Below are 26123 nucleotides of genomic sequence, written 5' to 3' on the forward strand. Positions count from 1 at the left end.
CGTCCTGCCCGGGGTCGGGGGCGTGGCCGTCCGTCACGGCGGCCGGTGGCGGGTTCGTGTCCAGGGGGTTCGGCCGATCCGCGAGGCGCACGACCGGCGGTCGGCGCGCGTACCGGCCGGGGCTGGGCCTGCCGCCAGGCCAGGGTCCGCGCTCGCTGGCCGCAGGCTGCCCGGGACGCGACCGGGCGGCAGGCCGTGGTGGCCTGCCGCCCGGGGGCGCGCAGCTGCTGGGCGGCCGGCGGGGCCGGCCGGTGGTCAGCCGGTGAAGGCGAGCCGGCAGTCCTCGCCGCAGAACCAGGAGGTGGTGCCGTCGTGCTCCACGTGCGGGGACGTCGGGCCGGTGGCCACGCTCATGCCGCACACCGGGTCGACGGCGACGCGGGCGATGGCCGGGCGCGGGCGCATCCGGGTGGACCCCTCCGGACCACGGTCGGCGGCACGGTCGGCACGGTCGGACCCGCGGTCGAAGGAGAGGGTCATCGGCTCCTCGGACCGGCCGCGGCCGGTGGAGACCGACTGGTAGTCCCGGGCCATGGTGGACATCGCCGGGGCGACGTCGCGGACGGCGCGCGCCCCCTGGTCCTCGCGCTCGCGCACGGCGTTCAGCGCCGGCCGCGAGCTGCGGTCCCGCCCGTAGAGGCTGCCGTCGTCCAAGCCGTGCCGGTCCTCGTGCTCGTCGTCGGCGGGGGCGGTCTCCGGCTCCGGGACGGCGGTGAGGGCGACCTCGGACTGCTCGTCGGCGGCGGGCTGCGCGTCGGGGGTGCGGCGGGCAGCCGTGGCCACCCCCTTCATCTCCGCGACGACCTCGGCGAAGACGGCCAGGGCGGTCTCCGGGGCGCTGCTGGCACCGATGGTCAGGCCGGCCGGCACGTGCAGCCGGGCGAGCTCCCCGGGCTCCAGGTCGAGCTCGGCGAGCACCTGCTCGGCACGCTGCGGGCTGGCCACCAGGCCGACGTAGGGCACCCCGGAGCGCAGCGCGCTGGACAGGATGGTGCTGTCCATCCGGCCGGTGGAGGCCACGATGAAGGCGGCGTCGTGCCCGGAGGGCTGGGCCAGGAAGGCGTCGTCCATCTGCTCGACGGCGAAGCCGAGCATCGTGCCGAAGGAGGTCATGGCACGGACCAGCGGGACGTCGCCGGAGACGAGCACACGCGGGGCGGGGATGCGGGCCTCGAGGAAGATGTCGATGGCGCCGCCGGTCAGCAGCGAGCTGACGACGGTGACGGTGCCCTCCTCGGTGGGCACGAGCACGTCGGCCGGCACGATGCGCAGCAGCAGCGGCTCGTCGGAGGAGATGACGCGCTGGCCGTGCTCGCGCACCGACGCGTCGACGCCGGCGCCGCCGATGAAGCCGTCGATCCAGCCGTCGGCGTGCAGCAGGGCGATGTCGCCCGCGCGGGCCGAGCTGGGGCGCTGGGCCCGCACCACGGTCGCCAGCACGTAGGGCACGCGGGCCCGGGTGAGGGCGTTCGCGCGGTCGAGGAGCGTGGTGGCGGTCGGGTCCTGGAAGGTCTTCACATCGGCCTCTGATCGATCGGGTGCTGCGCCTTGGTCACGCTGCGGAGTCTCACATCTCCGCGCAGTGAGACGAGCCGGTCCGACGCGACCCGCCGACGGCGTCCGCCGTGCTGGTCCCGCGCGTGCACTCCTTTCACACGAGGCGCACCGGACGGGTCCTCCCCGCCGGTGCCCGCCGTGTGCCCGCCATGCGCCCGGCGTCAGAGGCCGGGCAGCACCCCGGTGCGGGCGAGTTCCTCGGCGACGTCGCGCAGCTTGGTGTTGCTGCGCTGCGAGGCCCGGGTGAGCACGGTGAACGCGGCGTCGGCGGTGAGCCGGTGCCGCTCCATCAGGATGCCCTTGGCCTGCTCGATGACCGCTCGGCTGCGCATCGCCGCCTGCATGTTCTCCGCCGCGTCACCGGCCCGGGCGACGGCGTCGGCGTTGGCCACGGCCACCGCCACGGCGGCGGCGACCTGCTCGCCGAGCACCCGGGCCTCCTCGCCGAAGGCCTCCGGCCGGGTGGCGTAGTTGTTCAGCGCCCCCACGGTCTCGCCCTGGAAGGGCAGCGGGACGGACAGCGAGCTCAGCACGCCGAGGTCGGTGACGCGGCGGGCGTAGTCCGGCCAGCGCTCCTCGGTGCGCATGTCGTCGACCACCAGCGTCAAGCCAGCGCGCCCGGCGTCCATGCACGGGCCGAAGCCCCGCTCGTACTGCAGTTCGTCGGCGCTCAGCGCCAGCTCGCCGGCGAAAGCCGCGGTGAACGCCCTGCCCCGCCGGATCAGCGTGATCGACGTGGCCTCCGCGCCGGGGAGACCGTCCCGGGCGACGGCGGTGATCTCGGTGAGCACGTCGTCGAGGTGCCGATCGACGAGGGAGAGCCCGGCCAGGGCCCGGAGGAGTTCGTCCACGCCCCGATTCTGTCCCACCGCGGACGGGGTCGCGGCCCGGTCCGGGCAGCCCGGCGCAGGCGTACGCGTGGCCCGTGGCAGGGTGCGCTGCGGCGGACCGGCCCGGCACGCGGGGCGGCGACCCGCGGCGGGACGGAGTCCGACGTACATGGTCACAGGAGTGGTCCTCATCACCGGCGCGAGCTCGGGACTCGGGGAGGAGATGGCCCGGCAGTTCGCGGCGCTCGGGTACGACCTGGCGCTGTGCGCCCGCCGGACCGACCGGCTGGACGCGCTGGCCGCCGAGATCCGGGCCGGCACCGGCCGCCGGGTCGAGACCCACGCGCTCGACGTGACCGACGCCGACGCCGTCCCGGCCGTGTTCGGGCACTTCGCCGAGACCTTCGGCAGCATCGACCGGGTCGTGGTCAACGCGGGGATCGGCAAGGGCGCACCCCTGGGCACCGGTCGCGCGTACGCCAACCGGGCGACGGCGATGACCAACTTCGTGGGCGCGCTGGCCCAGGCCGAGGCCGCGCTGGAGGTGTTCCGCCGGCAGGGCCGCGGGCACCTGGTGTTCATCTCGTCGATCTCGGCGCTGCGCGGCATGGGCCGGTCCATCACCACCTACGCGGCGACCAAGGCCGGGATCTCCGCCCTCGCCGAGGGGGTGCGCGCCGAGCGGGTGCCCGGTGTCGACGTCTCGGTGGTGTACCCGGGGTACATCGCCTCGGAGATGAACGCCCAGACCCAGCAGCGCCCCCTGTTCCAGGTCGACACCGTGACCGGCGTGCGCAGCATGGTGGCGGCGATCGAGAGGCGCCGGACGAGCGCCTACGTGCCGGCGTGGCCGTGGGTGCCGATCGGGGTGGCGCTGCGGGTGCTGCCGCTGTCGATCGTGCGCCGGCTGACCTGAGCCCGGCACCTCCCGCCGCCACGCACCCGCACCGGGCAGGGCAGTATCCACCCACCACACGGACGAGGAGGGGCCGATGACCGGACCGCGCACCGACGGAGCGCCGACGACGACGCGCGGTGAGGGGTCGTTGCCCTCCGGGCTGTACTGGCAGAGCTGGACGGTGCCGCAGCCGGTGGGGGTCGTCGTCCTGGTGCACGGTGTGCACGAGCACGGTGGCCGGTACCGGCACGTCGCCGAGCGGCTGGCCCGGTCGGGGTACGCGTCCTACGCCGCCGACCACCCCGGGCACGGCCGCTCGGCCGGTGCCCGCGGTGACATCGGCAGCATGGCGGCCGCCGTCGCGGGCATCGAGGAGACGGTGCAGCTGGCCGGCCGCCGGCACCCGGACGTGCCGGTGTTCGTCTACGGCCACAGCCTGGGCGGGCTGGTGTCCGTGCAGTACCTCACCGGCTCACCCGACCCCCGGGTGCGGGGCGCGGTGCTGTCGGCGCCGGCGCTGGACACCAGCGCCGCGACCCCGTTGCAGCGCAGGGTCGGGCCGGCGCTGTCCCGACTGCTGCCACGGGTGGGGGTGGTCCAGCTGGAGGCCGAGGCGGTCAGCCGCGACCCGGAGGTGGTGCGCGCCTACCGCACCGACCCGCTGAACCACATGGGCAGGCTGCGGGCCCGCACCGGCACCGAGATCATGATCGCCGCCGCGGCCGCGCCGGAGCGGCTGCGGTCGCTGACCATGCCGCTACTGGTGCTGCACGGCTCCGCGGACCGGCTGATGCCGACGGCGGCCAGCGAGGTCGTCCGGGACGCCGCCGGCTCGGCGGAGGTGACGCTGCTGGTCTACGAGGGGCTCTACCACGAGCCGCACAACGAGCCGGAGCAGGAGCGGGTGCTCGACGACGTCGTGGCCTGGCTGGACGCGCACCGGGGCTGATCGTCCCGTACGCCTGGTCCGAGCAACGGGCTGCTACCGTCCGCTCAAGCAGGGACACTGTGCGTCACCGCCTGGGGACGACGGACGAGGAGCTGACGACCGCAGTGCACGAACGGACCGCGCGATGGCTGGCCACGGTGCTCACCGTCGTCGCGGTGGCCGGGTGCGGTGCGGGCGACGGGGAGCCGGCCGCCGCCCCCGTGCCGACCCCGGTGGCCACCCCGGCGACGACCCCGAGCACGCCGTCCTCGCCGCCGCTGCCGACGAACCCGCCGCCCGGCTTCGACACGACGACGATCACCCCGCGCACCGACGTCCCGCGCGAGGGCTACCCGCTCGTGCCGCTGGACGACTGCATCGCGCTGGGCACCCGGACGGTGCTGCTGGACATCGAGGAGGTGATGGCCACCAGGGAGTACGGGCCGGACGGCCTGCCGACCGCCACCTTCCTGGACAACTGGGCCGGGGCGATCGACAACTGGCGGGTGGGACTGGACGAGTTCCGCGGCGTGCTGCAGCGGCTGCTGGACGCCGGGTACCCGGCCGACCACCCCCTGGTGACCGAGATGCAGGAGCTCGTCGACGCGTGGTCCCAGTCGATCGCCGACGGCGAGGCGGGCCGGCACGAGACGTTCGCCGCCGGCTACCTGCGCCGCCGGGCCGCACTCGAGCAGGTGCTCACCGACATGGACCCCAGCTGCGACTACGGCTGAGCCGCCGCCTTCGAGACCTCCCGCGCAGCGGCCCCCGATCGGGTGGTCCTCGCCCGCTCGGCACTCCCCCGGCGCGCCGGTCCGGCATCCTCACAGGTGCCGGGTGCCCGAACGACCGGCCGGACCCAACGCTGAGGAGCAGACGGTGAGCGACGAGCAGGCCCCGATCACGGTCACCGCCCGCCACGGCCACACCGTGCAGGTGGACGCGACCCGGCTGGCCGAGGCCGCCGAGGCCATGCGCACCTCGGAGGCCGAGACGAACGGCCTGACCGTGCACGTGACCGAGGCACTGCTGCCGATCAGCTCCTTCGGCGACGTGCCCGGTGGCAGCGAGGCCGGCGCCCGCCTGCAGACTGCGGTCCGGGACCACCTGCGCGCACTGACGGACATGGGCCTGTCGCTGGGCGACCTGGCCAGCCGGATCGACGCCGCCGCGATGCTCGGCTCGCTGCTCGACCCGGCCACCCGGAGGGCGAGCGCCATCCCGCAGTGAGCACCGATGCCCGGCGGGCCGGTGCGCGGACGCGGCAGCGTGACCGGGGAGCGGTGCCTGCCGGACCCCGGCGTCGACGTCGACCGCGGGGAGCGCGCGGCGAGGACGCGATGCAGAGCGAGCACATCCGTCAGGTGACCGGGCCCGACGGCGCCTGATGGACATCCCGGGCCATGGCGACGCACGTGACTCCGAGCGGTACGGTCGCGAGCCGCTCCCCCGTCGGCGCATCGATCGTCACAGCGGCCGACCCGGAGGAGCCGATGTCCCTCAGGTGGCGACGGCGACGACCATCACCCCCTTCTCGTGGACCGGTGGACGTCGAGGGCATCAGGGCGTTGATCGCCGACGTGCTGGCGACCCTGCCGCCGGGCGCAGCCGGCGTCGAGGGAAGGCGTTCACCGTTGCGCCACCACTCGGGGGCACCGGAGGGCGGCCGGGATCACCTGCGGCTGCACGTCGTCCCCCGCGCGCCCGACGCGCTCGACATCGCGATCGACGTCCATGGTGAGCACGGCGTCGTCCACGTCTTCGTCGGCGACTTCCTGCCCATCGAACTGACAGCGCCCGTGGACATCAACTCCGACCCACCACGACCTGCCCTGGACGTGATCCGGGAGGCTCTCGCCGAGGCCACCACCGGTGTCGTCGAAGGCGAACGAACTGCACCGCCGTGGGTGTGATCCCGCCCGTGACGCGTGGCGGCTCGGCCGCAGCTCACCGACATGGGCACTCGAGGGGTGTGGTGCCGGACGAGCGACCCGCGCGGCGGCGACCCGCGCCCGTCAGCGTGGTAGCGGGAACCGGGTCGCCGATGCAGCCGAGCCCGCCTCGCGCGGTGCGGACCTCGATGCACGGGAGCGCGGTGACGGCAGCGGGGCCCAGCGCGCTCAGTAGGGGCTGGACAGGGCCCCCATCGCGCGGCCCCGCAGCTGGTTCTGCACCTGGACGGGTTCTCCGCGGGCCTGCAGGCGGCCGATCTCCACGCTGGTCTCGACGACCAGCCGGGCCCGCTCGAAGCGGCGCTGCGCGAAGCGCTGGAGGACCTCCTCGACGGCGCCGCCGCCGGCGACCTCCTGTCCGAGCACGACGGCGTCCTCGATGGCCATGCCGCCACCGGAGGCGAGGTGGGCGGTGGTGGCATGCGCGGCGTCGCCGATGACCACGACCCGTCCCCGGTACCAGGGGTCGGGCAGCAACAACCAGTCGTAGTCGTTGACGACCATGCGGGTCTCGTCGGTGATCCGGTCCCGGAGCGCCTGCATCAGCGGGGCGGTGAAGGCGCCCATGTTCTCCCGGACGATCCGGCGGGCCTCGTCCTGGTCGATGTGCGGCTTGCCGGGGTAGTCCCGGCCGGCGGCGAAGTAGACCCGGCCATCGCGCAGCCGCAGCGTCACGATGAGGTGCTCGCCGGACTGGTAGAAGCCGTCCGGGCCGACTCGGGCACGTCGTCGACGACGGCGCGGAACATGGTGGTGCCGGAGTACTGCGGGGTGACCAGGTCCCCGACGACCAGGGCCCGAGTCCGGGACCGGACACCGTCTGCGCCGACGACCACGTCGTACGTCGCCCGCGACCCGTCGGTGAGCGTGGCGGTGACCGAGTCGGCGTCCTGCTCGAGCGCGGCGATGCCGACGCCGACGCGGACGTCGGCGCCTGCCTCCTCCGCGCCGTCCCGGAGGATGCTCGCCATCGTCGGCCGGTAGATGACGATGCCCAGGGGCAGCCGGGACGGCGGCCGTGGCGGCATGGGCGCTGTCGGGACCGGTTCCCCGGCTGCGTCGAGGTACCGGAACACGTCCTGTGGGGACCGCACGGACCCCTCCTCGATGAACCGGTCGAGCAGGCCGATCTCGTCGAGCCCGTCGACGGCCCGGTTGAGCAGGGTGATCGCGGCGCCGGCGGTGCGGTCGTGGAGCTCGGCGACGGTGACGTCGATGCCCTGGCGGGCCAGGGCGTTGGCGGCGGTCAGACCGGCGATGCCGGCGCCGACGATCAGCGCGCGGTGGATGGTGGGCACGGCGGGACTCCTGTTCTGCGGCGGTGCAGGGTGGTGGGGGAAATCGGTGACGCCCAGCAGTCCGGAGGAGATCAGCCGGGACGGTGCGACGGCGGTCTCCGGCGGGTCGCCCACGGTGTCGACCAGGTGCGGGTCGGCTGGCCGCTCACCCGGGGCTGCAACCGCACGGGTGGACGACCACGAGCGCGCGGAGCCCCTGGGCGCGGGCCCTGGACTCCGCGAGCGCCGGGACGTCGAACTCCGCCAGCGGTGCTCCTGCGTCCGGGAGCAGGGCGCGCGCGTGGACGTCGACGGTGCGGCTCACGTGTTGGTCCAGTGGCCGACGCGCGGCTCCAGCCCCTGCAGGTCCTCGGCGGTGCAGCGGTTGCCCTGGCGGCCGAGGTCGGTGATCTGGCTGTCGATGACGTCGCCGTCGGGCAGGAGGCGACCGTGGTGCTTGCCGCTGCCGGGCGGGGAGCGGAGGAAGACGACGTCCCCCGGGGGGAGGTCGACCCGCTCGGAGGCGTAGCTGACCAACTGTGCGGGGTCGAAGACCATGCCGTCGGTCGGCCGGTCCTGCATCACCTGCCCGTCGACCGTGAGCGTGGTCCGATGCCCGGCCGCAGCAGGTGCCGCGCCACATCGCCCTCACGCGCGGTGTCGTGACCGCCGATGCCGAACAGCTCCCGTTCGTGCGGGAACGGGCCGGCCGCCCGGGCGGCCTTCCTGGTCAGGATAGATCCGGGCAGCGGGGGGTCGTGCGGCGTGCACGGCACCTGGACGACGGAGGCCATTCACGTCCCTCTCGTCGCGGCGTGTCCGGCGTCATCGCTGGACGGGCGACCACCGCGAACTCGGGGTCCAGAGTGGTGTGGCCGGGACCACTGCCGGAATGGCCAGTTCGGTATGGCAAGGATGGGCGGCCGTTATGCCAGCGTCGTCGACCGCCGAACAAGGGAGCTCCTCGTGACCGAGTCCACGTCCGCGGGCCACCGCACCGGTGGGGCCCAGCCGTCGTCCGGTGTGCCGCGGTCGACCAGCCTCGCCCTGCGCAGCCAGGACCTCGTCTCCCTGCCGGTGCTGCACGCCCGGCTCCACGAGCGCAACGTGACCCGGGCCGGTGAGTCGATGGGCATGAGCCAGCCCGCGGCCAGCGCCGTGCTGGCACGGCTGCGTCGGCGCTTCGGCGACCAGTTGCTGGTCCGGGTGGGTCGCGGCTACGAGCTGACGCCGCTGGCGGCGAGCCTGCTCGACCGGTTGGACGTCGCCGTACAGGCACTGGAGCGGTTGTTCGGTCAGGACTTCGACCCGGCCAGCAGCACCCGCGACTTCGTCCTCGTCGCCTCCGACTACGTGCCCGCGGTGCTCGGCGAGGAGCTCAACCGGATCATGGCCGAGGAGGCCCCGGGCGTCGGCCTGGACCTGCGCCCGCTGACCACCACCGCCCTGCTCGACATGGACGCCACCCTGCGCCAGGCCGACGGGGTGGTGATGCCCCACGAGATGATCCATGGCTACCCCGGCAACGTCCTCCTCCGGGACCGGTGGGTGTGCATCGTCGCGCAGTCCAACACCGCCGTCGGCGACGAGCTCCGCATCGACCACCTCGCCGTCCTCCCATGGGCCGCCCAGTACAGCCGGCTCGACCCGGGCGGGACGCCGGCCCTGCGGCAGCTGCGCGCGCTGGGCATCGAACCGCACGTCGAGGTCGTCACCGAGGGGTTCCTCGCGGTGCCGTTCCTCGTGGCCGGCAGCAACCGCATCGCCTTCCTGCAGGAGCGCCTCGCCCAGCGGTGCGCCGCCACGGCCCCCGTCCGCGTGCTGCCCAGCCCGGTGGAGGTCGGTGACCTCGCCGTGAGCCTGCGCTGGCACCCGGGCGCCACCGACGACCCGGGCAGCCGGTGGTTCCGCGGCGTGCTGCAGCGGGCCGCGGCCCGGCTCGATCAGGCCATCACCGGCTGAGAGGTCCGGTCGGGCAGGCACGCCTGGGGGACGGAAGCCGGAACGGCGCGCGCCGGCGACCCGCGCCGCTCCCCCACGGACCGGCCCGGCCGCCGCACCGGGCTGCTGCGCCATCGGTTGCGGCGAGGGCAGGGACCGGGCACCTCACGGGTCGGTGCGGGCACCGGGGATCGCCCCGGCCACGCTGAGCGGCCGGGGCGACTCCGTGGTGCAGGTGGCAGTGGCGGGTACGGCGGCGTACCGAGTCCGTCCGGGGAGGGCGCGTTCGGTACGTGATCTCAGCGGCAGGGTGGCCGACGTCCCAGCACGCCCGCCGGGACGTCAGGCGAGCACCACGCTGACATCCCGGCGAGCCTCGCCATCAGCTGTCAACGGCTATCCAATGTCCATCCAACGGTTACGAAATGCCCCGCACTCGGCGGCAGGCCCGCACCGGATTCGGTGCGGGCCTGCCGTGGAGCTGTCGCTGATGCGCCGATCCGGCCGATCGCCTGTTAGCAGTCAGCACGGACGCGCTGTCCATCGGCGGTGCCAAGGTCGGCTTGCGGAGACCCGCGCGTGCGAGAGTTCCTGCTGACGGTGGACCGCGCCGGCTTTACGCTGACCTGTGGCATCGTGCCGTCGGGAGGAATCGAACCCCCCGCGTCGCCCATGCTGGACTGCCACGCCATGCGGCGTCGTCTGTGTAGCGCTGTGAACGCCGGCGCATCCAGGGACGGCACCTGGTACAACGGTACGGCCCCGGGAGTTCTTCCCGTCGCAAACGCGGAATCTCCCGCTGTGCGGCTGATCCGCGAGCCGGAGCGGCCGCTGCGCGTGGCCGTCGACCTCCCGATGAGCAAGGTGTTCTGACCGCCACCGACGCCAATGCCTGACGGGCGCCGCCGACGCCGGCTGGCGGCACTGCTGGGCGGGCACCGCCGACGAGCTGTGAGATGTGCGGCCGCCACCGTCAGCTGGCTGAAGGACGCCAACAAAGCCTCCGAGGCGATGTCCCGCAGGGTCGTCGTGCGGGCGCTGGAGTCGACCGTGCCACCCAGGGGCTGATCCTGTAGCCCCGCGGTCCACCGACGGCGACCCGGCGGGGGGGTGTTCATGGGTCGGCTCCTCGGTTGAGTCGTCCACCGGCCCGATGCCTGCCGCGACGACCCGCACCGTTCGGCCGCCACCGCGCTGCGCAGTCGCCCCCGGATCCCTGTCCACCGCTTACCCGCCGTCGCTGGCCGGGGACGCGAACGTGGGCCGGTCGGCCTCGTCGACGTCGAACAGCGACAGCTGTCCAACCACCGTCGCCCTACGCATGGCTCACACCGTCCACGTCGCCGTTGCGTTGTCACGGATCCAGCTTTCCCTTCGCCCAATCCAGACAATGATCTTGACCGATTTCGGAGTCCGGGACGGTCGACTACCAGTCCATCCCCGCGGCCTCGAGGCGGGCGATCTGCTCCGGGCTCAACTTGTCCCTCCTGCGCTCGTAGCGCCGACTGTTGACCCATTCGCCGAGGCGGAACCCGTCGCTCGCGCGGTATGCCCTGGGTACTCGGCCGTGGCCGTGCTCGTCGACGTACGCCCTCAGCGCAGCCAGCCCGCGGGCGAACTGGATCGTCAGCGGCTCCCAGACGAAGCCCAGCGCGTCGAGACGGGCGATCCGCTCCTGGGGCAGGCCGCTGTTCTTGCGCTCGGACCGGAGCCGGTTTGCCCAGCCGCCCAGATCGAAGCCGTCGGGAGTCCGGTACCCGGTCGGTACGTGCCGGTGGCCGTCCTGGGCGGGATAGGCCTCGAGCGCGGCGAGCCCGCGGCCGAAGTAGTCGGCCAGGGCATCCGACACGAACCCGAGCGCGTCGAGCGCGGCGATCTGCCCGTCGGTCAGCTTGCTCTGCCTGCGGTTCTGCCGGTGCAGGTGCACCCATCTGCCGAGGGCGAACCCGTCGGGGGTCCGATGCGTCTGGGGCACCCGGGCGTCGCCGTGCTCGTCCACGTACGCCTCGAGCGCGGCTAGCCCGCGGGCGAAGTCCTCCGCCGTCGGCTCCCAGATGAACCCGAGCGCGTCGAGCGCGGCGATCTGCTCGGCGGACAGTCGGCGCTCGCGGCGGTCGCTGCGGCGGTTGTTGACCCATGTGCCCAGGGCGAATCCGTCGATCTGGCACCCCCGCGGCACCCGGGTGTGGCCCTTCTCCGCCTTGAACGACTTCAGCGCGATGAGCCCTCGGGCGAAGTCCGCGGCGACGGGGTCCCACTCGAAGCCCAGCGACTCCAGCGCCCGGATCTGCTCCTCGGGGAGGATGCCCTCCTTGTAGAACCGTCGTCGGTGGCTCAGCCAGCGGCCGAGGGGGAAGCGGTCGGCGGTCTGGTGCCCCTGCGGCACGCGGGCGTCGCCGTGCTCGGCCACGTAGGCCTCGAGCGCGGCCAGCGCGCGGGCGACGTCGTCGGCGAGCGGCTCCCAGGCGAAGTCCAGGGCGTCCAGCACCGCGATCCGCTCGGCGGTCAGCCGGCCGTCGCGACGCTCCCGGCGACGGTTCTCCACCCAGGTGCCCAGGGGGTAGCCGTCGTCGGTCTTGAACTTGCTGGGGACCCGGGCGTGGCCCTTACGGGCTACGAAGGCCTCGAGGATCCCCAGCCCGTACGCCCAGCCGGAGCCGATCCGCTGCACCGCCTGCAGCCAGATCCGGTCAGCCAGGGCAGCCGCGTCGGCGCCGGGAACGTCGACGACGATGCGACCGCTGCCCCTCCGACCGATGCGGCCGCTCCGCCCCAGCGCACGGCGCGCCTGCTCGATCTGGTCGGCCAGCACGTCGTCGTGGTCGGCGAGGGCTGCCATCACGTCCCACACCGGCGCGTAGCCGTTGTCCGTGACGGCGGTCTGCTCGTCGTCGTCCTGAGTGACCGGGACCGGGACGACGACGTAGCCGAGGTCCTTCCCGTCTGCGCGGCGCAGCACCCGCCCGACCGCCTGGACCACGTCGATCCGGGAGCGGCGGGGGTCGACGAAGACGACCGCGTCGAGTGCCGGCACGTCGACGCCCGCGGTCAGGCAGCGCGCGTTGGAGACGATCCGGACGGCCGGCTGACCGGGCCGCCCGGCACGCTCCAGCCGGGCCAGTGCGGCGGCCCGCACGTCGGCCGGTTGCTCGCCGGTGACGGTCTCTGCTGCGAGGTCGACGTGCAGCTCGGGCGGCGCCCAGGATCGGTGCGTGTCGAGCAGCCGGGTGAAGGTGCGGGCGCCGGCCACCCGGGAGTGGAAGGTGACGATGCGCCGCCGACCGTGGTCGCGAGCCAGGCGCAGTACGGCGAGTGCGGCGGCGAGGGTGCGCGCGTCGGTGGTGATCTCGGCGTCGACGAGCGCCCGGTGGTTGATTGCGGCTGCGGCCTTCTCGTCGGCGCCCAGCACGACCAGCCGATAGTCCGATAGCAGACCGGCCGCCATCGCGGCGCCGAACGTCAGTCGGTAGGCGACTGGGCCGAACACCGCCGGGTCGTCCATCGAGGCCCACTCGTCGGGGTCGGACGCGCGCAGGTGCGGGGCGACCAGCCGCGGCGTGGCGGTCGCGAACAGCCGCAGGTCGGCCCGGATCCGCTCACCGTCCAGCACGGTGGCGAAGGCAGGTGAAGGGCGGCCGGCGAGGTAGTGGGCCTCGTCGGCGACGACGAGGTCGAAGGCGGCGTCGGTGAGCCGCTGGGCGGCGGCGATGCGCGGGGAGGACTGGTACGTGGCGAACACGGCCCGCGGCCGGTCGCCGTCCGGCATGTTCATGAAGGTCGCGATCGCGGCCGGCTCTGTCATGGTGGGCACGCCGAGGTCCGCAGCGCTCACGGTCGGCTCGTCGAGGTCCTCGCCGGGCACTGGGGTTCCGACGGTGGCGTCCGAGCAGACCGCAATCGCGGCCATCAGGCCGCCGTACTGCCGGCGGTACTCGGCGATCAGCTGGCGCAGCAGCGACAGGGTCGGGGCGAGTACGAGCAGCCGGCCGGCCGGGAGGGCGAGCGCGATGCCGTGCGTGGTGATCGTCTTGCCGGTGCCGCAGGCCATCAGCAGCTGGGCGCGGTGGGCGCCGCCGGCCAGCAGCGTCTGGACGTGCCGCACGGCCTCCCACTGGTACTCGTGCAGCGCGCGGGGCTCGAGCCGGTCCGGCGTGTCGGCGAGTGCGACCAGCACGCCGGCGTGGTCGGCGGGCCACCGGTCCCCCGCGTGCATCTCGATCTCGGCGGCGGCCCAGGTCACGAAGGGCTTGAGCATGCTCTGCCGGGCGAGCTCCGTGCGGGCGTGGCGGGTGAGAACTGCGTCCCCGAGCAGGATGAGCAGCCGGTCGGTGAACGGCCCGGCGGCCGACTTCGCCGCGAACGTCGCCAGCTCCTCCCAGCCCACGCCGACCGGCGAGCCGCCGGTCCGGAGCTTCACCTGGACCGCGGTGCAGCGGCCGTCGAGGTAGGTGGCGACCAAGTCGACGCCCAGGTCGACCCCGTTCTCCGGGGCATCGGGGTGGTCGATGTTGTACTCGCGGACCCAATCGGCCCACCGCTGCACGGTGCGCAGCCCGTCGCGCGTGGCGGGGCTACGCCACAGCGCGTACCGGGCAACGTCCTCGCCCTGGCGGCCGACGTCGTGCGTGGAGGAGCGGGTTAGCGACGCGAGCAGGTCGGCCAGGCTGACGGAGAGCGTGCGAGGCATGTGCGCTCCTGCGATTCGGGGGTGACCGCGGGCCCCGCAAACTCAGCGGACTGCGGCCACCCGAGATCAAAGCCAGCGGCCCGGCGGGTGGAAGCGCACGCACGAGAGCATACGAAGCGGCTACGCCCAGGCCCAACGGACCCGGGAACGTCGACGACCACGCCGCCCCTGCACCTACTCCAGGAGTCGGGGTGGCGCTCCACGGGCGTGGCTGAGCCAGGCCCCGGGCGGCACCCCCAAGTACGTTTCTGCTGCACGCACCACCGCCCCCGCCTCGTGCGGGACCAGCGCACCCTCGCGTCCCGATGGACGCCTTCGCGGCAGCAACCCCACCGGTTCGCGCCGCTGGATCGGAGGCCGGTCCCGGGGAGCGCGACCCGCCCGCTGGGGACGTCCCGCGGGCCCGCGCCACCGCGCGGAACTGCAGGGAGCGGAACGTGCGCCCTTCCTACCTCGACGAGCCTGCCCGGTTCGTCCCCATCGACTGGCACCAGCTGCGCCGCGCCGCCGGCCACAACCGGCAGGTCAAGGCAGAGCAGTACGTCACCGATGTCGCCGAAGAGCTCCTCCATGCGCGGCAAGAAGCACCCGAACAGCGCCAAGCTGACGAAGGACAAGGACGGCAAGCGTCACGTCGTCGACCCCAGCGACGACCTGTTCGCCGGCGGGGCCCAGGCCCTGGAGGCCCTGTTCGGCAAGAAGGACGACGTCGACGACGAGGGCCTCGCGCAGATGAGGGCCTTCTGATGCCCCTCGCCGGCCTGGACGAGGCCCGCATCGTCCGCACCCCCGCCACCGGGCGCATCGAGGACATGGCCGCCCTCGTCGTCCCCCGCCACGAGATCGCCCTGATCCACGGTCCGCACGGCACCGGCAAGCGCACCGCGCTGAACTCCTGGCTCGCCGGTCAGGAGCTGCCGGTCGCCCGGCCGACCCTGGCCGGCAACGAGAGCGGCCGCAAGCTGCTGTCGCTGCTGCACGACCAGGTCATAGCCCCGGACGATCTCCCCGAGCGCAACCTGCAGGACGACCTGGTCGAGGTCCTGGCCGACCAGCCGCGGATCGTCGTCGTCGAGCACACCGAGCGGCTCACCGCCGAGGCCGCCGGGCAGCTGGAGTGGCTGCACGGCCGGCCCGGGCAGCACGCCGTCTGCATCCTCGTCGGCGGCCCGCAGGCTGCGAAGGCGATCGGCAAGGACCCACTACTGTGGGAGGCCGTCTGCGCCACCGTCGAGGTCACCCCGCTCAAGGACGACGACCTGCTGCGCGCGGTGCGATATATGCACGACCTGTTCGCCGGCGCGGACACCATCGTGCTGGCCAAGATCGACACCCAGCTCTGCCGCGGCGTCCTCGGTCGCTGGGCGCGCTACCTGCAGCACGCCCTCCACCTGCGCGACCGCCTCCTCGCGGCCGGCCGCGAGCCGCCCGTGCTCGACCACCTTCGCGAGCGCGGTAACCGCCACCATGCCCGCCACCCTCCTGGCCAAGCGCAAGTGACCGTGTCCCCCGCCCTCGTCAGCGTCGACGTCACGGGCGCCCCGGTGACCATCCCGGCCCACCCGCCACTGGTCACCGGGGCCCTGTGGGTCGAGGCCCGACCCGACCTGCGCCGCCTGCACGTGCTCGCCGGTGACCTGCTCGCCGCCCTCGGCAAGCGCCGCGACCTGGCCGGCAAGGGCCGCAACGAGCAGGACGACGTCCGCCACGCCGTCGCCTGGACGACCGCACACGGCATCACCGACCTCGTGGTCACCGACGGCCAGCGGCTGCACCCGGTGATCCTGCGCGGCTTGATCACCTTCGCCGGTGACGTCGGCGCCCGACTGTGGGTGGTGCACCGGCCGCCGCGGAAGGACGCGTTCGTTCGCGCGCTGACCCGCCGCGGCGCCACCGACGCCCAGCTGACGGACGTCCCCTCGCCGGCCGACGCACCGCAGGCCCCGGTGGCAGAGCAGGTCGAGCTGCCCGCGGTCCCCGCCGAGGAGTTCACGACCTTCCGTCACGCCTGCCGGCAGACGCTGCCCGCGGAGGACGCCACCCGCGTCGACGCGCACTTCACCACCACCGCAGCCCGCTGCGACGCCGCTCTGCGCCACGCCGGCGCAACACGGGCCACCGTCGCCGACCTGCTGCACCGGCTGCTCAACCCCGTCCCCGGCGACGCCCAGCTCACCGTCGAACTGCGAGCCCTGCAGACCGCCGCCTGGCACCACGACCTCTACGTCAAGATAGACTTCCCGCGGCTGCTGCACAGCGAGGAACGCCCCCGCATCCCCACCGCCGAGGCCGACGCCGCGCTGGCCGCCTACCGCCAGCCGCACCGGACGATCACCGTCGCCCTCACCCGGGCCGGCCGCGACCTCACCGACATGGGCGCCGTCCGCCTCGCCGACGCCGCCGACGACGGCTCCGCGGTCGATGTCGCCGGCGAGCGCACTACCGTCGGCCCACACACCGCCCGCGCCGTGCTCGCGCAGCGGCAGCTCCGTCTCGCCGCCGGCGCCGGCCCCGCCGACCCGCTGCTCCCCTACAGCCCGAAGGCGCTGGCGAAGGCGCTCACCGAGGCCGCCACCGACCTCGGGGTCCACGTCCACGGCCGCCGCGCCGAACGCACTCGCGACCACACCGAGGGCACCCTGCGCGCCCTGGGCGTCACCGTGGAGACTTTGCCGTGATCGACCCCGACGCGCTGCGCCGCATCCGCACCGACCGCGGCCTGTCCCAGCGCCGCCTCGCCACCGCGGCCGGCGTCGACCCGCTCACCGTCAAGCGGATCGAGGGCGGCGCCGACGCCGGGGACCTACCCCTGCGCGTGCTGGACCATCTCGCCGGCTGTCTCGCGGTCCCGGTGCAGGACCTGCTCCGCACTCGCACTGCCGCCGCGCCCGAGGACCTGGTGCAGGCCGTCGGCGCCGCGCTGCTGGCCCACGGCCGCACCACCATCACCCGCCTGGCCGGCGCGCTGGCCGCCACGGTCGACGACGCCACCCACGCTGTCGCCGGGCTGGACGCCCACCTGGCCGCCGCCGGCATGTCCCTCGCTCGGCGCCACGACGAGATCTGGCTGGTGCCGCTGGTCGACACCGCGAGGACCGCCCCGGCCGACCGGCCGCTCACCCTCGCCGAGGCGCGGCTGCTGCGCCGCATCCACCGCGGCGAGGACGTCCGCCGTGTCCTGTCCGGCCCAGACCGCCAGTTCGTGCTCCCCGCGCTGCTTCGTCGGGGCCTCGTCGTCGACCACGGCGCCGGCCCCGTCGTGACGCCACACGTCGCCGCGTCGCTGGCCACCGCGTGATGCGCACGAGCTACCTGGCGGTTCTGCCGCTGTCGTCTTCCCCGGGGAGGAACCGTGCACCTGGACCTAAGCGGGCTGCTGATCGCCGGCACCATGTGGCTGCTCGCCGCGGTCATCGCCTGGCCCTGGGGTTGCCCGGTCATCGCCGCGGCCTTGCTCATCGGGCAGGGGGTGGGCTTCCTCGCAGTGGCCATCTGGGACACCCGCACCCCGCCCGGTCTCGCCGGCCCACCGGCGCGCTCGACAGCGTCGATGAACGTGGAACGCCGCAACCCAAGCGGCTCATCTCCGCGATGACGCAGCGCTCGCCCGACCGGCTCCCGGTGAGGACGGCGAGAGCCATCGCGCGACTGAAGCTGATCTGTCGGTGGCGCGTGGTTCACTCCCGCCCACCGACGCTCCGGAACTGGTTGGGGCAGAAGCAGCGATGCGGGATGCGAGGGATGTCGTGGACACCGAGGCAGCCGGGGGCGGCGACGGCCCTGACGGCCACCCGGACGAAGGGGCTTCCACCGGCGACGCACTGGACCGACTCAACCTCTACCGGTACGCGACCGCCGACGACCCGCAGATCCGCGAGCAGTACATCGCGATCATGCGGCTGTTCACCGAGACGCTGCTGACCGACCTGTCCGCCGCCGAAGTCGCCGAGGCCCTCGCCGCCCGGTCTCTCCCAGTCCCGCAGGCCGATGTCGAGGAACGCTGCCGGTCACTGGAGGGGTGGGGCAACCTGGTGCGGTCCGTGCGGGACGCGCGTGTCGCGACCGTCGCCGAGTTCCTGCACTCCCGATCCCGCTACCAGGTGTCCAAGCTCGGCGGCCGGGTCCACCGCCAGGTCGACGAACTGCTCCGGGCCACCACCGGCGTCCGCGACGTCGCCCGGGAGATGCTCGGCGGGATGGTCGGCAACCTCGACCGCACCCTGACCATGCTCACCGGACCCGAGCCGCTTGACGCCGACGCCCTCGCCGCCGAGGTCACCGCCGTGTTCGCCGCGCAGCGGCTGTTCAACGAGAGCGCCACCGACTTCTACGCCTACCTCAACGGGGTCCTGGCCCGGTACGACCTCGTGGGCGAGGAGTACGCCGGGTTCAAGGACCTGCTGCTGGGCTACGTCGACCTGATCACCGCCGACGTCGCCCGGCACGCCCCGGCGGTCACCACCCGGCTGACCGCGCTCGACCCGCACCTGGACACGCTGCTCGCCGCGCTGGACGCCCTGCCGACGATGACCAACGCCGACGGCACCGCCGGCGAGCGGCTGCCCGGCCGCACCCGGGCCGACTGGGACGAGTTCGCCGCCTGGTACGACGGCCGCGCCGGCCGGTCCGGCCCGCAGCAGCTGCGCACCGCCGCCGAGCAGGCGCTCGGCCAGCTGCTGACCAACGCCAAGCGGATGCTGTCGGCGTCCGGCACCGGCGTGTCCCGCCGCAACGACCTGCTCAAGCTCGCCGGCTGGTTCGCCCAAGCCGACACCGATACCGCGCACCGGCTCTACGCCGCCGCGTACGGCGCCTATCCCGCCCGTCACCTCGTCCTCGGCCCCGAGGAGGTCGGCCCGCGGGCCGGCGCGACGACGTCCTGGTGGGAGGCCGAGCCGGTCGAGGTGCCGGTCTCGCTGCGCGAACGCGGCGACCGCGCCGCGCGCGGCCGGACCTCCCGGGTGCCCGACACCGCCGGCGACCGGGAGGAGCTGCTCGCCCAGGCCCGCGCCGAGGCCGAGCACGCCGCCGCGGCCGCCGCCGAACTCATCGCAGCCGGCACCCTGCACGGCCGGCGCGTCCACCCGGCCGCCCGCGACCTCGTCCTCGACCGGCTCGGCGACCTGTTCGCCGCCGGTCAGGACGCCGACGAGCCGCTGGAGTGGACCGACACCGACCTCGGCTTCACCCTGCTCGCCACCCCCAGCCCCGGTCAGCCGACCCGGATCAGCGCCGAAGACGGCGACCTGATCGTCGACGACCTGACGCTCACCATCACGCCGCTGGAGGACCAGCAGCAGCGCACCGGGACGGAGACCCCGCGATGACCGCGCCGCAGCCCCCGCGCGAGGTGACCGAACGCCGCGACGCCGCCCGCGCGCTGCTGCACAGCCCGTTCCTCACCGACGGCGACGCGCTGCCCCTGGTGCGGCGGCACGCGGCCGCACTGAAGACGACGTTCGCTACCTGGCTGGGCTACACCCTCTACGTCGAGCCGGCCTTCGCCCGGCTGATCAAGACCCCGCTGACCGCCGACGCGCCGACCCGACCCGCCCGGCGCACCGCCGGCGGCGAGTTCACGCCCCGCACCTACGTGTACCTGACGCTGCTGTCCGCGGCCCTGCTCGCCCCGCAGACCGGCGAGCAGATCCTGGTGTCCGCCCTGGTCGAGCAGGTCCGGGCCGACGCCGCCACCGCGCAGGTGACCCTGGACGACTCCTACGCCGACCAGCGGCACCTGCTGGCCGCGTTCCGGCAGCTGATCGGCTGGGGCGTGCTCGAGGAGACCGCGGGCAGCGTCGCCGAGTGGAGTGAACGGCGCGAGGAGGCGCTGCTGACTATCCACCGGCAGATGCTGCCGCACCTGCTCGCCCGCCCACTGACCTACGACGACCCGATGGCCCTGCTCAGCGCCGCCCCTGACGTGGTCGAACAACCCCGGCGCAGCCTGCGGCGCAAGCTGGTGGAGAACCCACTGGTCCGACGCGAGGACCTCACCGACGCCGAACGTGACGTGCTCTCCCGCGAGCGCACCGAGCTCACCCGCGTCCTGGACGAGACGTTCGGGCTGATGCTCGAGGTCCGCGCCGAGGGCGCGCTCGCCTACGACCCCGACAGCGAGGTTACCGACCTGGAGTTCCCCGGCGCCTCGACGGTGCGGCAGGCCGCGCTGCTCACCGTCGACGAGCTGCTCGCCAGGCACACCCCGAAGTCCGGGTCCACCGCCGACGTCGGGGGCCGCGCCGTCCCTGGCGTGCTCTGCCCCTGGCCGGAGGTCGGGGACGTCATCACCGGGCTGTCCACCCGGCATGGCAAGGCGTGGGGCGCCGAGTACGTCACCGACCCGGCCCGGCTGCAGGCCGAGGTTGTCGCCACGCTCACCGCGTTCGGGCTCGCCACCGGCACCGACGCCGGCCTGGTGCTGCACCCCGCTGCCGCCCGGCACCGCCCCACCGTCTCGCAGACACCGCCCCGGACCCGCGCGCAGACCCGCCTCATCGGCGACCCCGACCAGGTATCCCTCTTCGACCCGGAGACGCCTTGACCGCCACCCTGCCCACGCCCGCCGAGGACCTCGGTCAGGCGCCGCTGAAGCGGTACGACAGCCGGTGGCGGCTGCACCGCGGCGGCATCGTCAACGTGTGGTTCTACTACGACGAGCAGTTCACCTTCTCCGGTGGCCGGGTCATCTGGCGCGGCACCAACGGCGCCGGGAAGAGCCGTGCCCTGGAGATGCTGTTGCCTTTCCTGCTCGATGCTGATCGACGGAACATCGACGCGACCGGGGCGAAGAAGGTCCGCCTCGAGGACCTCATGAGCCACGGCGCCGGGGAGCAGACCAACCGGGTCGGCTACCTGTGGCTGGAACTGGAAGGCGAGGCCGACGACGGCAGCCGCGAGTACCTGACGCTCGGAGCGTTCATCCGGTTCTCGAAGGCCACCGCCGAGGCGAAGGCCTGGTACTTCGTCACCCCGCTGCGGGTCGGCGCCGACCTGCCGCTGCTCGGGGAGGACCGCGAGCCGCTGTCCCGGGAGCGGCTCACCGAGCTCGTCGGCGCCGAGCGCATCACCGAGAAGGCCGAGACGCACCGCGACCGCGTCCGCGCCGACGTGTTCGGGCTCACCGGCGAGGCCGGCAAGCAGCGGTACGCCGGCCTGCTGCAGCTGCTGCACGTGCTGCGCAACCCCGACGTCGGCAACCGCATCGAGGCCGGCGAACTGCCGAAGCTCGTCTCCGCCGCGCTGCCCCCGCTGTCCGACGTCGCCCTGAGCAACGCCGGCCAGCAGCTCGACGCGCTGTCGGAGACCCGCGCCACCCAGCAGGCCCTCGAGGAGGACGCCGGTCACCTGGCCGGGTTCCTCGACAGCTACCGGCGCTACGTCGCCGGGGTACTTCTCACCGCCGGTGGTGCGGCGCGGGAGGCGGCCGGCTCCGCCCGGGCCGCCGCCGCGCACGCCCGCACCGAGACCGGCACTCACGAGAAGCTCATCGGCGAGCACGCCGCCGCGGCGGCCGAGCTGACCCGGCTGACCGCCCGCGACCGCGAGCTGGACGGCACCATCCTGGGTATCCGCACCTCGCAGGAGTACAAGGACGCCACGCAGCTCGACGACGTGGAACGGCGGGTGGCTGCGCTGCACACAGCCGCCGCCGGCGCGCTGACCGCCGCCGGATCCGCCCGCGAGCACGAGGCACATCAGGTTCAAGCGGCAGACGGCCGGGCCACCGAGGTCGCCCAGGCCGCCGACCGGGCCGCCACGACGCTGCGCGAGGCGCAGACCGGCCTGCAGGCCTCCGGGATGGACACCGACGTCCTGCCGGCCGCGGCCGCGGCGCAGATCGGTGAGGACACCCCGCTCAGCGAGCCGGTTCGCACCGACGTCGACACCGACCCGCAGCCCGCAGCCCGTCCAGTCCCGCACCGGCTCACCGTCACCCCGACCGACCCGCGTGCCGCGGCGGAGGCGGCCCGGCGGGTCCAGCAGGCGGCCGACCGCCGCGCGGGGCAGGCCGGCACCCGCCTGGCGACCGCCCAGGACCTGCAGCGCCGGCTGACCCAGGTCGAACGTGCCGAGGACAACGCCGAGGCCGCCGACCGAACCGCGGAGATCTCCGCCGACGACGCGGCGACCGCCGCCGACCTCCGGGACACGGTCGCGGCCACGCTGGCCGCCGAGTGGCGCCGGTGGACCGGCGACGCCACCACCACGACTCTCCTCGGCGACGTGAGCTGGGCGGACACCGCCGCTGGGCCGCTGCTGGCCGACGCCGAGGCGCTCACCGGCGACGGGGGCGCGATCGACCTCACCGACCTCGACCGGGTCGCCGCCGAGGCCGCCGAACCGGCCCGGGAGCGCCTGGCCGACGAGCGCGCCGACCTGCGCCGCCGCCAGGAGCAGGACGACCAGCGGCGGACGGACCTCGACATCGAGGCCCGCGGGCTGCGCGCGGAGCGGGACCCCGAGCCGCTGAGCCCGCCGTGGCAGACCGCCGCCCCGGACGACAGCATGCCCCTGTGGCAGGCGCTGGACTTCACCGATCCCGACCTGCCCGACATCCACAAGGGCGGGATCGAAGGGGCGCTGCACGCCGCCGGCCTGCTCACCGCGCACCTGTCGCCGACCGGCACCGTGACCGCCGCCGCCGCCGGGCAGGTGCTGCTCGCCCCCGCCGGCCCCCGCGCCGCCCGGCCGCTGTCCCAGCTGCTCACCGCGGACCCCGAGTCTCCGGCCGAACCCACCCTCGTCGCAGACGTGCTGGCACGCATCGCCCTCGACGACGCCACCCATCCGGTGTGGGTCGGCACCGACGGCTCCTGGGGCAACGGCCCGCTGCGCGGGCACCACCCGGCCGCCGCCGCCCGGCACATCGGCGCCGCCGCGCGGGCCGCGTCCCGCGCCGCCCGGCTGGCCGAGATCACCGCCGAGGTCGACCGCCTCGACGAGGCCGACGCCGCCCGGGCCGCCGAACGCGGCGCCCTGCGGGAGCGCGAGCAGGCGCTCACCGCGCACCTGCGCACCGCACCCCGCAGCGGACCGCTCACCCAGGCCCGCGCGGCCGCCGTCACCGCGGCCACCCGAGCAGACCGCGACGAGCAGGCCGCCGTGACCGCCCGCACGGCCGCAACCCGGCTGCGCGACGCGTGGGCGGCCGCCCACGCCCAGCACGTCGAGGCCTGCCGCGCGTTCGGCCTGCCCACCGACACCGACGCGCTCGCGACCATCCGCCGTGACGCCACCGCCGCCGCCGGCGCGTGTGGCCGACTCGCCGGCAGGCTGGCCGAGCTCGGCGCCGCAGTGGACCGGCACGCCGCGGCGCTCACCCTCGCCGCGACGGCGACCGGCAAGCGCCGCGCCGCGGAGGCAGGCGCCGAGAATGAGTGGGGTGTCTGGCGCGCCGCCGACGCGGAGGTCGCCGCGCTGCGCGCCAGCGTGGGGGCGGAGGCCACCGCGATCCGCGCCCGGCTGCAGGAGGCCGAGACCGAGGCCAAGCAGGTGAAGAGCGCCCTCGGCGCCGCCGTCACCGTCGAAGGTGATCTCGGCCGCCAGGCATCGGCCGCGGAGGAGCGGGTCCGGCACGCCGAGGAGTCGGCGGCGACCGCCCGCGCCGCGCTGGCCGCCGCCGTCGATCGGCTGCGGGCCATCACCGCGCTGCGTGGTCTGGCCGCCGCCGTCACCGACGGGCAGACGCTGCCCGACCTGCCCCCGGCCGACCCCGTCACGATCGCCGCCGACGACGTCGACGCCGCCGTCCGGCGGCTGGAGTCAGCCGTGAACGGCCGCGGGGACGACGTCGACACCACCGCCATCCTCCGCGCGCAGCAGAACCTCGAACGTGACCTGCAGGGCACCTTCGACGTGTTCGCCACCGACGTCGGGGGCGTCTGGCTGTTCGACCTGGTCGACGCCACCGGCACGCACACCATCGCCTCCGGCCACGACCTGCTGCAGCGCCGCACCACCGAGGGCCGCACCGCGCTGACCGAGCGCGAACGGACGGTGTTCACCGACTTCGTCCTCGGTGGCGTCGCCGAGGAGCTACGGGACCGGCTGAAGCAGGCCCGCGAGCTGATCGACGCGATGAATGACAGCCTCGACACCATCCGCACGTCGCACGGCATCGGCGTCCGCGTCAACTGGAACCTCGCGGTCGCCGACGACGACCCGCTCGCCCGGATCCGACAGCTGGTCACCCTCTCCGGGGAGGTCCGCCGCCCCGAGCAGGACGCCGAGCTGATCGCCCTGATCACCGCCCGCGTCGAGGACTTCATGTCGCACGACCCGACCGCCGGATACGCCACCCACCTGACCGCGGCCCTGGACTACCGCAAGTGGCACGAGGTCGAGCCGCTGATCCTCGGCCCCGCGCCGGGGCAGAAGCGGACGATCAGCCGGCGGTCGAAGCTGTCCCAGGGTGAGACCCGGTTCGTCTCCTACGTGACCCTCTTCGCCGCAATCGACGCATACCTCTCCGGCCTGCCCGACGTCACCCGCGCGCTGCGGCTGATCGTGCTCGACGACGCGTTCGCGAAGGTCGACAACCGCACCATCGGCGTCCTGATGGGACTGCTGGTTCGCCTGGACATCGACTTCGCGATGACCGGGCACGCCCTGTGGGGCACCTACCCGCAAGTGCCATCGCTGGACGTCTACGAGGTCCGCCGTCGGGAGGGCAGCGCCGCGATCACCACCCACGTGCACTGGGACGGGCACACCCGGCACCTGCGGGTCGCCCCGTGACCACCGCCGCGCTCCCGCAGCGGCTGCACACCTACCTGGCGGACCCGTCGCTTCGGCCGCTGTGGTCCGCCGTCCGCCGCCGGTTGGAGAGCAACCGGCTTACCGTCGGCGGGACCGTCACTGTCGAGCTGGACGGCGACGCGGCGACCCGCCTGTCCGGCCTGATCGGCGATCCGCGCCGGCCGGTTCGGCCGGGCCGGGCCCAGATCCGGCTCGACGTCCTCGACGACGCCCTGCGCCGCTCCGCGGCTGCGGCCGGGTTGATCTCCGTGCTCACCGCGCTGGACGGCCCGCTCACCGACCGCGCCGCGGACCGCGAGCAGCGGCAGGCCGCGCAGACGCACCTGTGGGCGCTGCTGGACGCGCGCCTGGGCGCCGCCGGCCTGGCCGAGGCGGGCTGGCTGCCGGCATTCCTGGACGGAGTGCGGCGCACCGGCCTGCTGACCCGGGCCGGCGACGACGCCGCCGAGGCGATCGACCACGCGGGCGCCGCGCTGCGCGAGGTCGCCGCGGACAGCGTGCTCGACGGCGGCGACCCGATTCCCGAGCCGCGGTGGGAGCTCGCCGAGCTCGCCGGGGAGGCCACCGGCGACGCGCACGGGCTGGACGACGACCGGGTCGCCGCCGCCCTGGTGCTGCGCGCGGCCGCGGCGGCCGCCGAGGAGCCGGCACCGTCCTCGGCCGCCGAGCGGCGCACGCTGTGGGAACGGCTCGGCGTCACCACCGACCAGGTGTCCGGCACGGTCCTCGTCTGGGGCCTGCGCCCGCCCGGCCAGGGCCGGTGGGCGGCGATGATGCGGGAGCGGGCCGCCCTCGGGCTCGTCACCCACCTGACCGTGCAGGAGCTCCGGGCGGTGGCCGGGCAGCCGCTTGCCGCAGCGGGGCAACCGGTCCACGCGTGCGAGAACCCGCAGGTGCTGCAGGCCGCCGCCCGCGCCGGCCGGGTCGGCCCACTGGTGTGCTTCGCCGGAAACCCGGCCTCGGCCGGGCTGCAGCTGTTGGCCCGGCTGCTCGGCGACGGCGCCCGCGTCGCGTACCACGGCGACTTCGACTGGCCGGGCATCCGCATCACCGGGCGGCTGCTGGAGCGTGGCGCCGTGCCGTGGCGGATGACCGCGCACGACTACGCCGACGCCGTGCAGCGGCTGCCGGCCGGGTCCCGGCTGGAGCTGTCCGGCCCGCCAGCGCCGACGCCGTGGGAACCCGACCTCGCCGCGCGGATGCGCAGGGCCGGCACCGCTGTGCACGAGGAGTCCCTGCTCCCCACGTTGCTCGAGGACCTCCTGTGAACTCAGCGCGAAAGGCGATTCGGG

At 74.5% G+C, this 26123-nt stretch carries 21 protein-coding genes and 1 pseudogene; 15 read left to right on the plus strand and 7 right to left on the minus strand.

All coding sequences use genetic code 11. From position 1 onward, the window contains the following. Positions 1-255 precede the first annotated feature (255 nt). Together G1H19_RS22735 and G1H19_RS19260 are read right to left on the minus strand one after the other, a co-directional pair. Complete coding sequence (locus tag G1H19_RS22735) at positions 256-1518, minus strand: XdhC family protein (protein WP_193616462.1); 1263 nt, start codon at positions 1516-1518, stop codon at positions 256-258. Positions 1519-1718: 200 nt separating this feature from the next. Further along, a complete protein-coding gene (locus G1H19_RS19260; RefSeq protein WP_235927938.1) occupies positions 1719-2408 on the minus strand; it encodes a GAF and ANTAR domain-containing protein in 690 nt (229 codons plus the stop codon). 148 nt (positions 2409-2556) lie between these two features. On the opposite strand from G1H19_RS19260, the gene G1H19_RS19265 reads away from it, so the two are divergent. The 5 genes from G1H19_RS19265 to G1H19_RS19285 all read left to right on the plus strand — a co-directional run bounded on the left by G1H19_RS19265 (position 2557) and on the right by G1H19_RS19285 (position 6126). Next, on the plus strand, positions 2557-3303 hold the full coding sequence (locus tag G1H19_RS19265; RefSeq protein ID WP_152727287.1) for an SDR family oxidoreductase: 747 nt from the start codon (positions 2557-2559) through the stop codon (positions 3301-3303). A gap of 76 nt (positions 3304-3379) precedes the next feature. Beyond that, a complete protein-coding gene (locus G1H19_RS19270) occupies positions 3380-4234 on the plus strand; it encodes an alpha/beta hydrolase (RefSeq protein WP_152727286.1) in 855 nt (284 codons plus the stop codon). A 59-nt stretch (positions 4235-4293) separates the two neighbouring features. Beyond that, entirely contained in the window at positions 4294-4947 is a 654-nt protein-coding gene (locus tag G1H19_RS19275; protein ID WP_162392389.1) for a hypothetical protein, read from the plus strand. A 145-nt stretch (positions 4948-5092) separates the two neighbouring features. Further along, positions 5093-5443 carry a hypothetical protein gene (locus G1H19_RS19280; protein WP_152727283.1) on the plus strand — a complete coding sequence of 117 codons (351 nt, stop codon included), beginning with the start codon at positions 5093-5095 and terminating at the stop codon, positions 5441-5443. Positions 5444-5757: 314 nt separating this feature from the next. After that, on the plus strand, positions 5758-6126 hold the full coding sequence (locus G1H19_RS19285) for a hypothetical protein (RefSeq protein WP_152727282.1): 369 nt from the start codon (positions 5758-5760) through the stop codon (positions 6124-6126). Positions 6127-6333: 207 nt separating this feature from the next. Here the strand turns inward: G1H19_RS19285 and G1H19_RS24725 are convergent, their stop codons facing one another. The 4 genes and pseudogenes from G1H19_RS24725 to G1H19_RS19305 all read right to left on the minus strand — a co-directional run. After that, complete coding sequence (locus G1H19_RS24725) at positions 6334-6840, minus strand: FAD-dependent monooxygenase (protein WP_152727281.1); 507 nt, start codon at positions 6838-6840, stop codon at positions 6334-6336. After that, positions 6837-7463, minus strand: a complete 627-nt coding sequence (locus tag G1H19_RS19295; protein ID WP_162392390.1) for an FAD-dependent monooxygenase — start codon at positions 7461-7463, stop codon at positions 6837-6839. Before G1H19_RS19295 ends, G1H19_RS24725 begins: the two co-directional genes overlap by 4 nt. Before the next feature lie 145 nt (positions 7464-7608). Further along, entirely contained in the window at positions 7609-7767 is a 159-nt protein-coding gene (locus G1H19_RS19300; RefSeq protein WP_162392391.1) for a hypothetical protein, read from the minus strand. Further along, a pseudogene (locus G1H19_RS19305) lies at positions 7764-8054 on the minus strand (fumarylacetoacetate hydrolase family protein); the annotation flags it as partial. The pseudogene G1H19_RS19305 and the gene G1H19_RS19300, both read right to left, overlap by 4 nt. A 354-nt stretch (positions 8055-8408) precedes the next feature. On the opposite strand from G1H19_RS19305, the gene G1H19_RS19310 reads away from it, so the two are divergent. Both G1H19_RS19310 and G1H19_RS19315 read left to right on the plus strand, forming a co-directional pair. Continuing rightward, the gene (locus tag G1H19_RS19310; protein WP_202925785.1) at positions 8409-9404 is read left to right on the plus strand and encodes a LysR family transcriptional regulator; all 996 of its coding nucleotides are present in this window, start codon (positions 8409-8411) and stop codon (positions 9402-9404) included. Positions 9405-9962: 558 nt separating this feature from the next. Next, positions 9963-10256: a hypothetical protein gene (locus tag G1H19_RS19315; protein ID WP_152727277.1), complete on the plus strand. Its 294-nt coding sequence runs from the start codon at positions 9963-9965 to the stop codon at positions 10254-10256. Positions 10257-10809: 553 nt separating this feature from the next. Here the strand turns inward: G1H19_RS19315 and G1H19_RS19320 are convergent. Then, positions 10810-14070 (minus strand): DEAD/DEAH box helicase, encoded by a 3261-nt coding sequence (locus G1H19_RS19320; protein ID WP_152727276.1) that lies wholly within the window; start codon positions 14068-14070, stop codon positions 10810-10812. 549 nt (positions 14071-14619) lie between these two features. Here G1H19_RS19320 and G1H19_RS19325 point away from each other — a divergent pair. From G1H19_RS19325 to G1H19_RS19360, 8 genes are all read left to right on the plus strand, one after another. Next, a complete protein-coding gene (locus G1H19_RS19325) occupies positions 14620-14817 on the plus strand; it encodes a hypothetical protein (protein WP_152727275.1) in 198 nt (65 codons plus the stop codon). Then, positions 14817-16748: a TniB family NTP-binding protein gene (locus G1H19_RS19330; protein ID WP_152727274.1), complete on the plus strand. Its 1932-nt coding sequence runs from the start codon at positions 14817-14819 to the stop codon at positions 16746-16748. Before G1H19_RS19325 ends, G1H19_RS19330 begins: the two co-directional genes overlap by 1 nt. Then, positions 16745-17368: a helix-turn-helix domain-containing protein gene (locus tag G1H19_RS19335; protein ID WP_152727273.1), complete on the plus strand. Its 624-nt coding sequence runs from the start codon at positions 16745-16747 to the stop codon at positions 17366-17368. Before G1H19_RS19330 ends, G1H19_RS19335 begins: the two co-directional genes overlap by 4 nt. Positions 17369-17422: 54 nt before the next feature. Continuing rightward, on the plus strand, positions 17423-17665 hold the full coding sequence (locus G1H19_RS19340; protein WP_152727272.1) for a hypothetical protein: 243 nt from the start codon (positions 17423-17425) through the stop codon (positions 17663-17665). 151 nt (positions 17666-17816) lie between these two features. Then, the gene (locus tag G1H19_RS19345) at positions 17817-19397 is read left to right on the plus strand and encodes a TIGR02677 family protein (protein WP_202925786.1); all 1581 of its coding nucleotides are present in this window, start codon (positions 17817-17819) and stop codon (positions 19395-19397) included. After that, a complete protein-coding gene (locus tag G1H19_RS19350; protein ID WP_152727270.1) occupies positions 19394-20614 on the plus strand; it encodes a TIGR02678 family protein in 1221 nt (406 codons plus the stop codon). Before G1H19_RS19345 ends, G1H19_RS19350 begins: the two co-directional genes overlap by 4 nt. Beyond that, complete coding sequence (locus G1H19_RS19355) at positions 20611-24810, plus strand: TIGR02680 family protein (RefSeq protein ID WP_152727269.1); 4200 nt, start codon at positions 20611-20613, stop codon at positions 24808-24810. Before G1H19_RS19350 ends, G1H19_RS19355 begins: the two co-directional genes overlap by 4 nt. Further along, positions 24807-26099 carry a TIGR02679 family protein gene (locus G1H19_RS19360; RefSeq protein WP_162392392.1) on the plus strand — a complete coding sequence of 431 codons (1293 nt, stop codon included), beginning with the start codon at positions 24807-24809 and terminating at the stop codon, positions 26097-26099. The genes G1H19_RS19355 and G1H19_RS19360 overlap by 4 nt, the downstream gene beginning before the upstream one ends. The last annotated feature ends 24 nt before the right edge of the window (positions 26100-26123 follow it).

The organism is Goekera deserti (assembly GCF_010685995.1).
GTDB classification, from domain to species: domain Bacteria; phylum Actinomycetota; class Actinomycetes; order Mycobacteriales; family Geodermatophilaceae; genus Goekera; species Goekera deserti.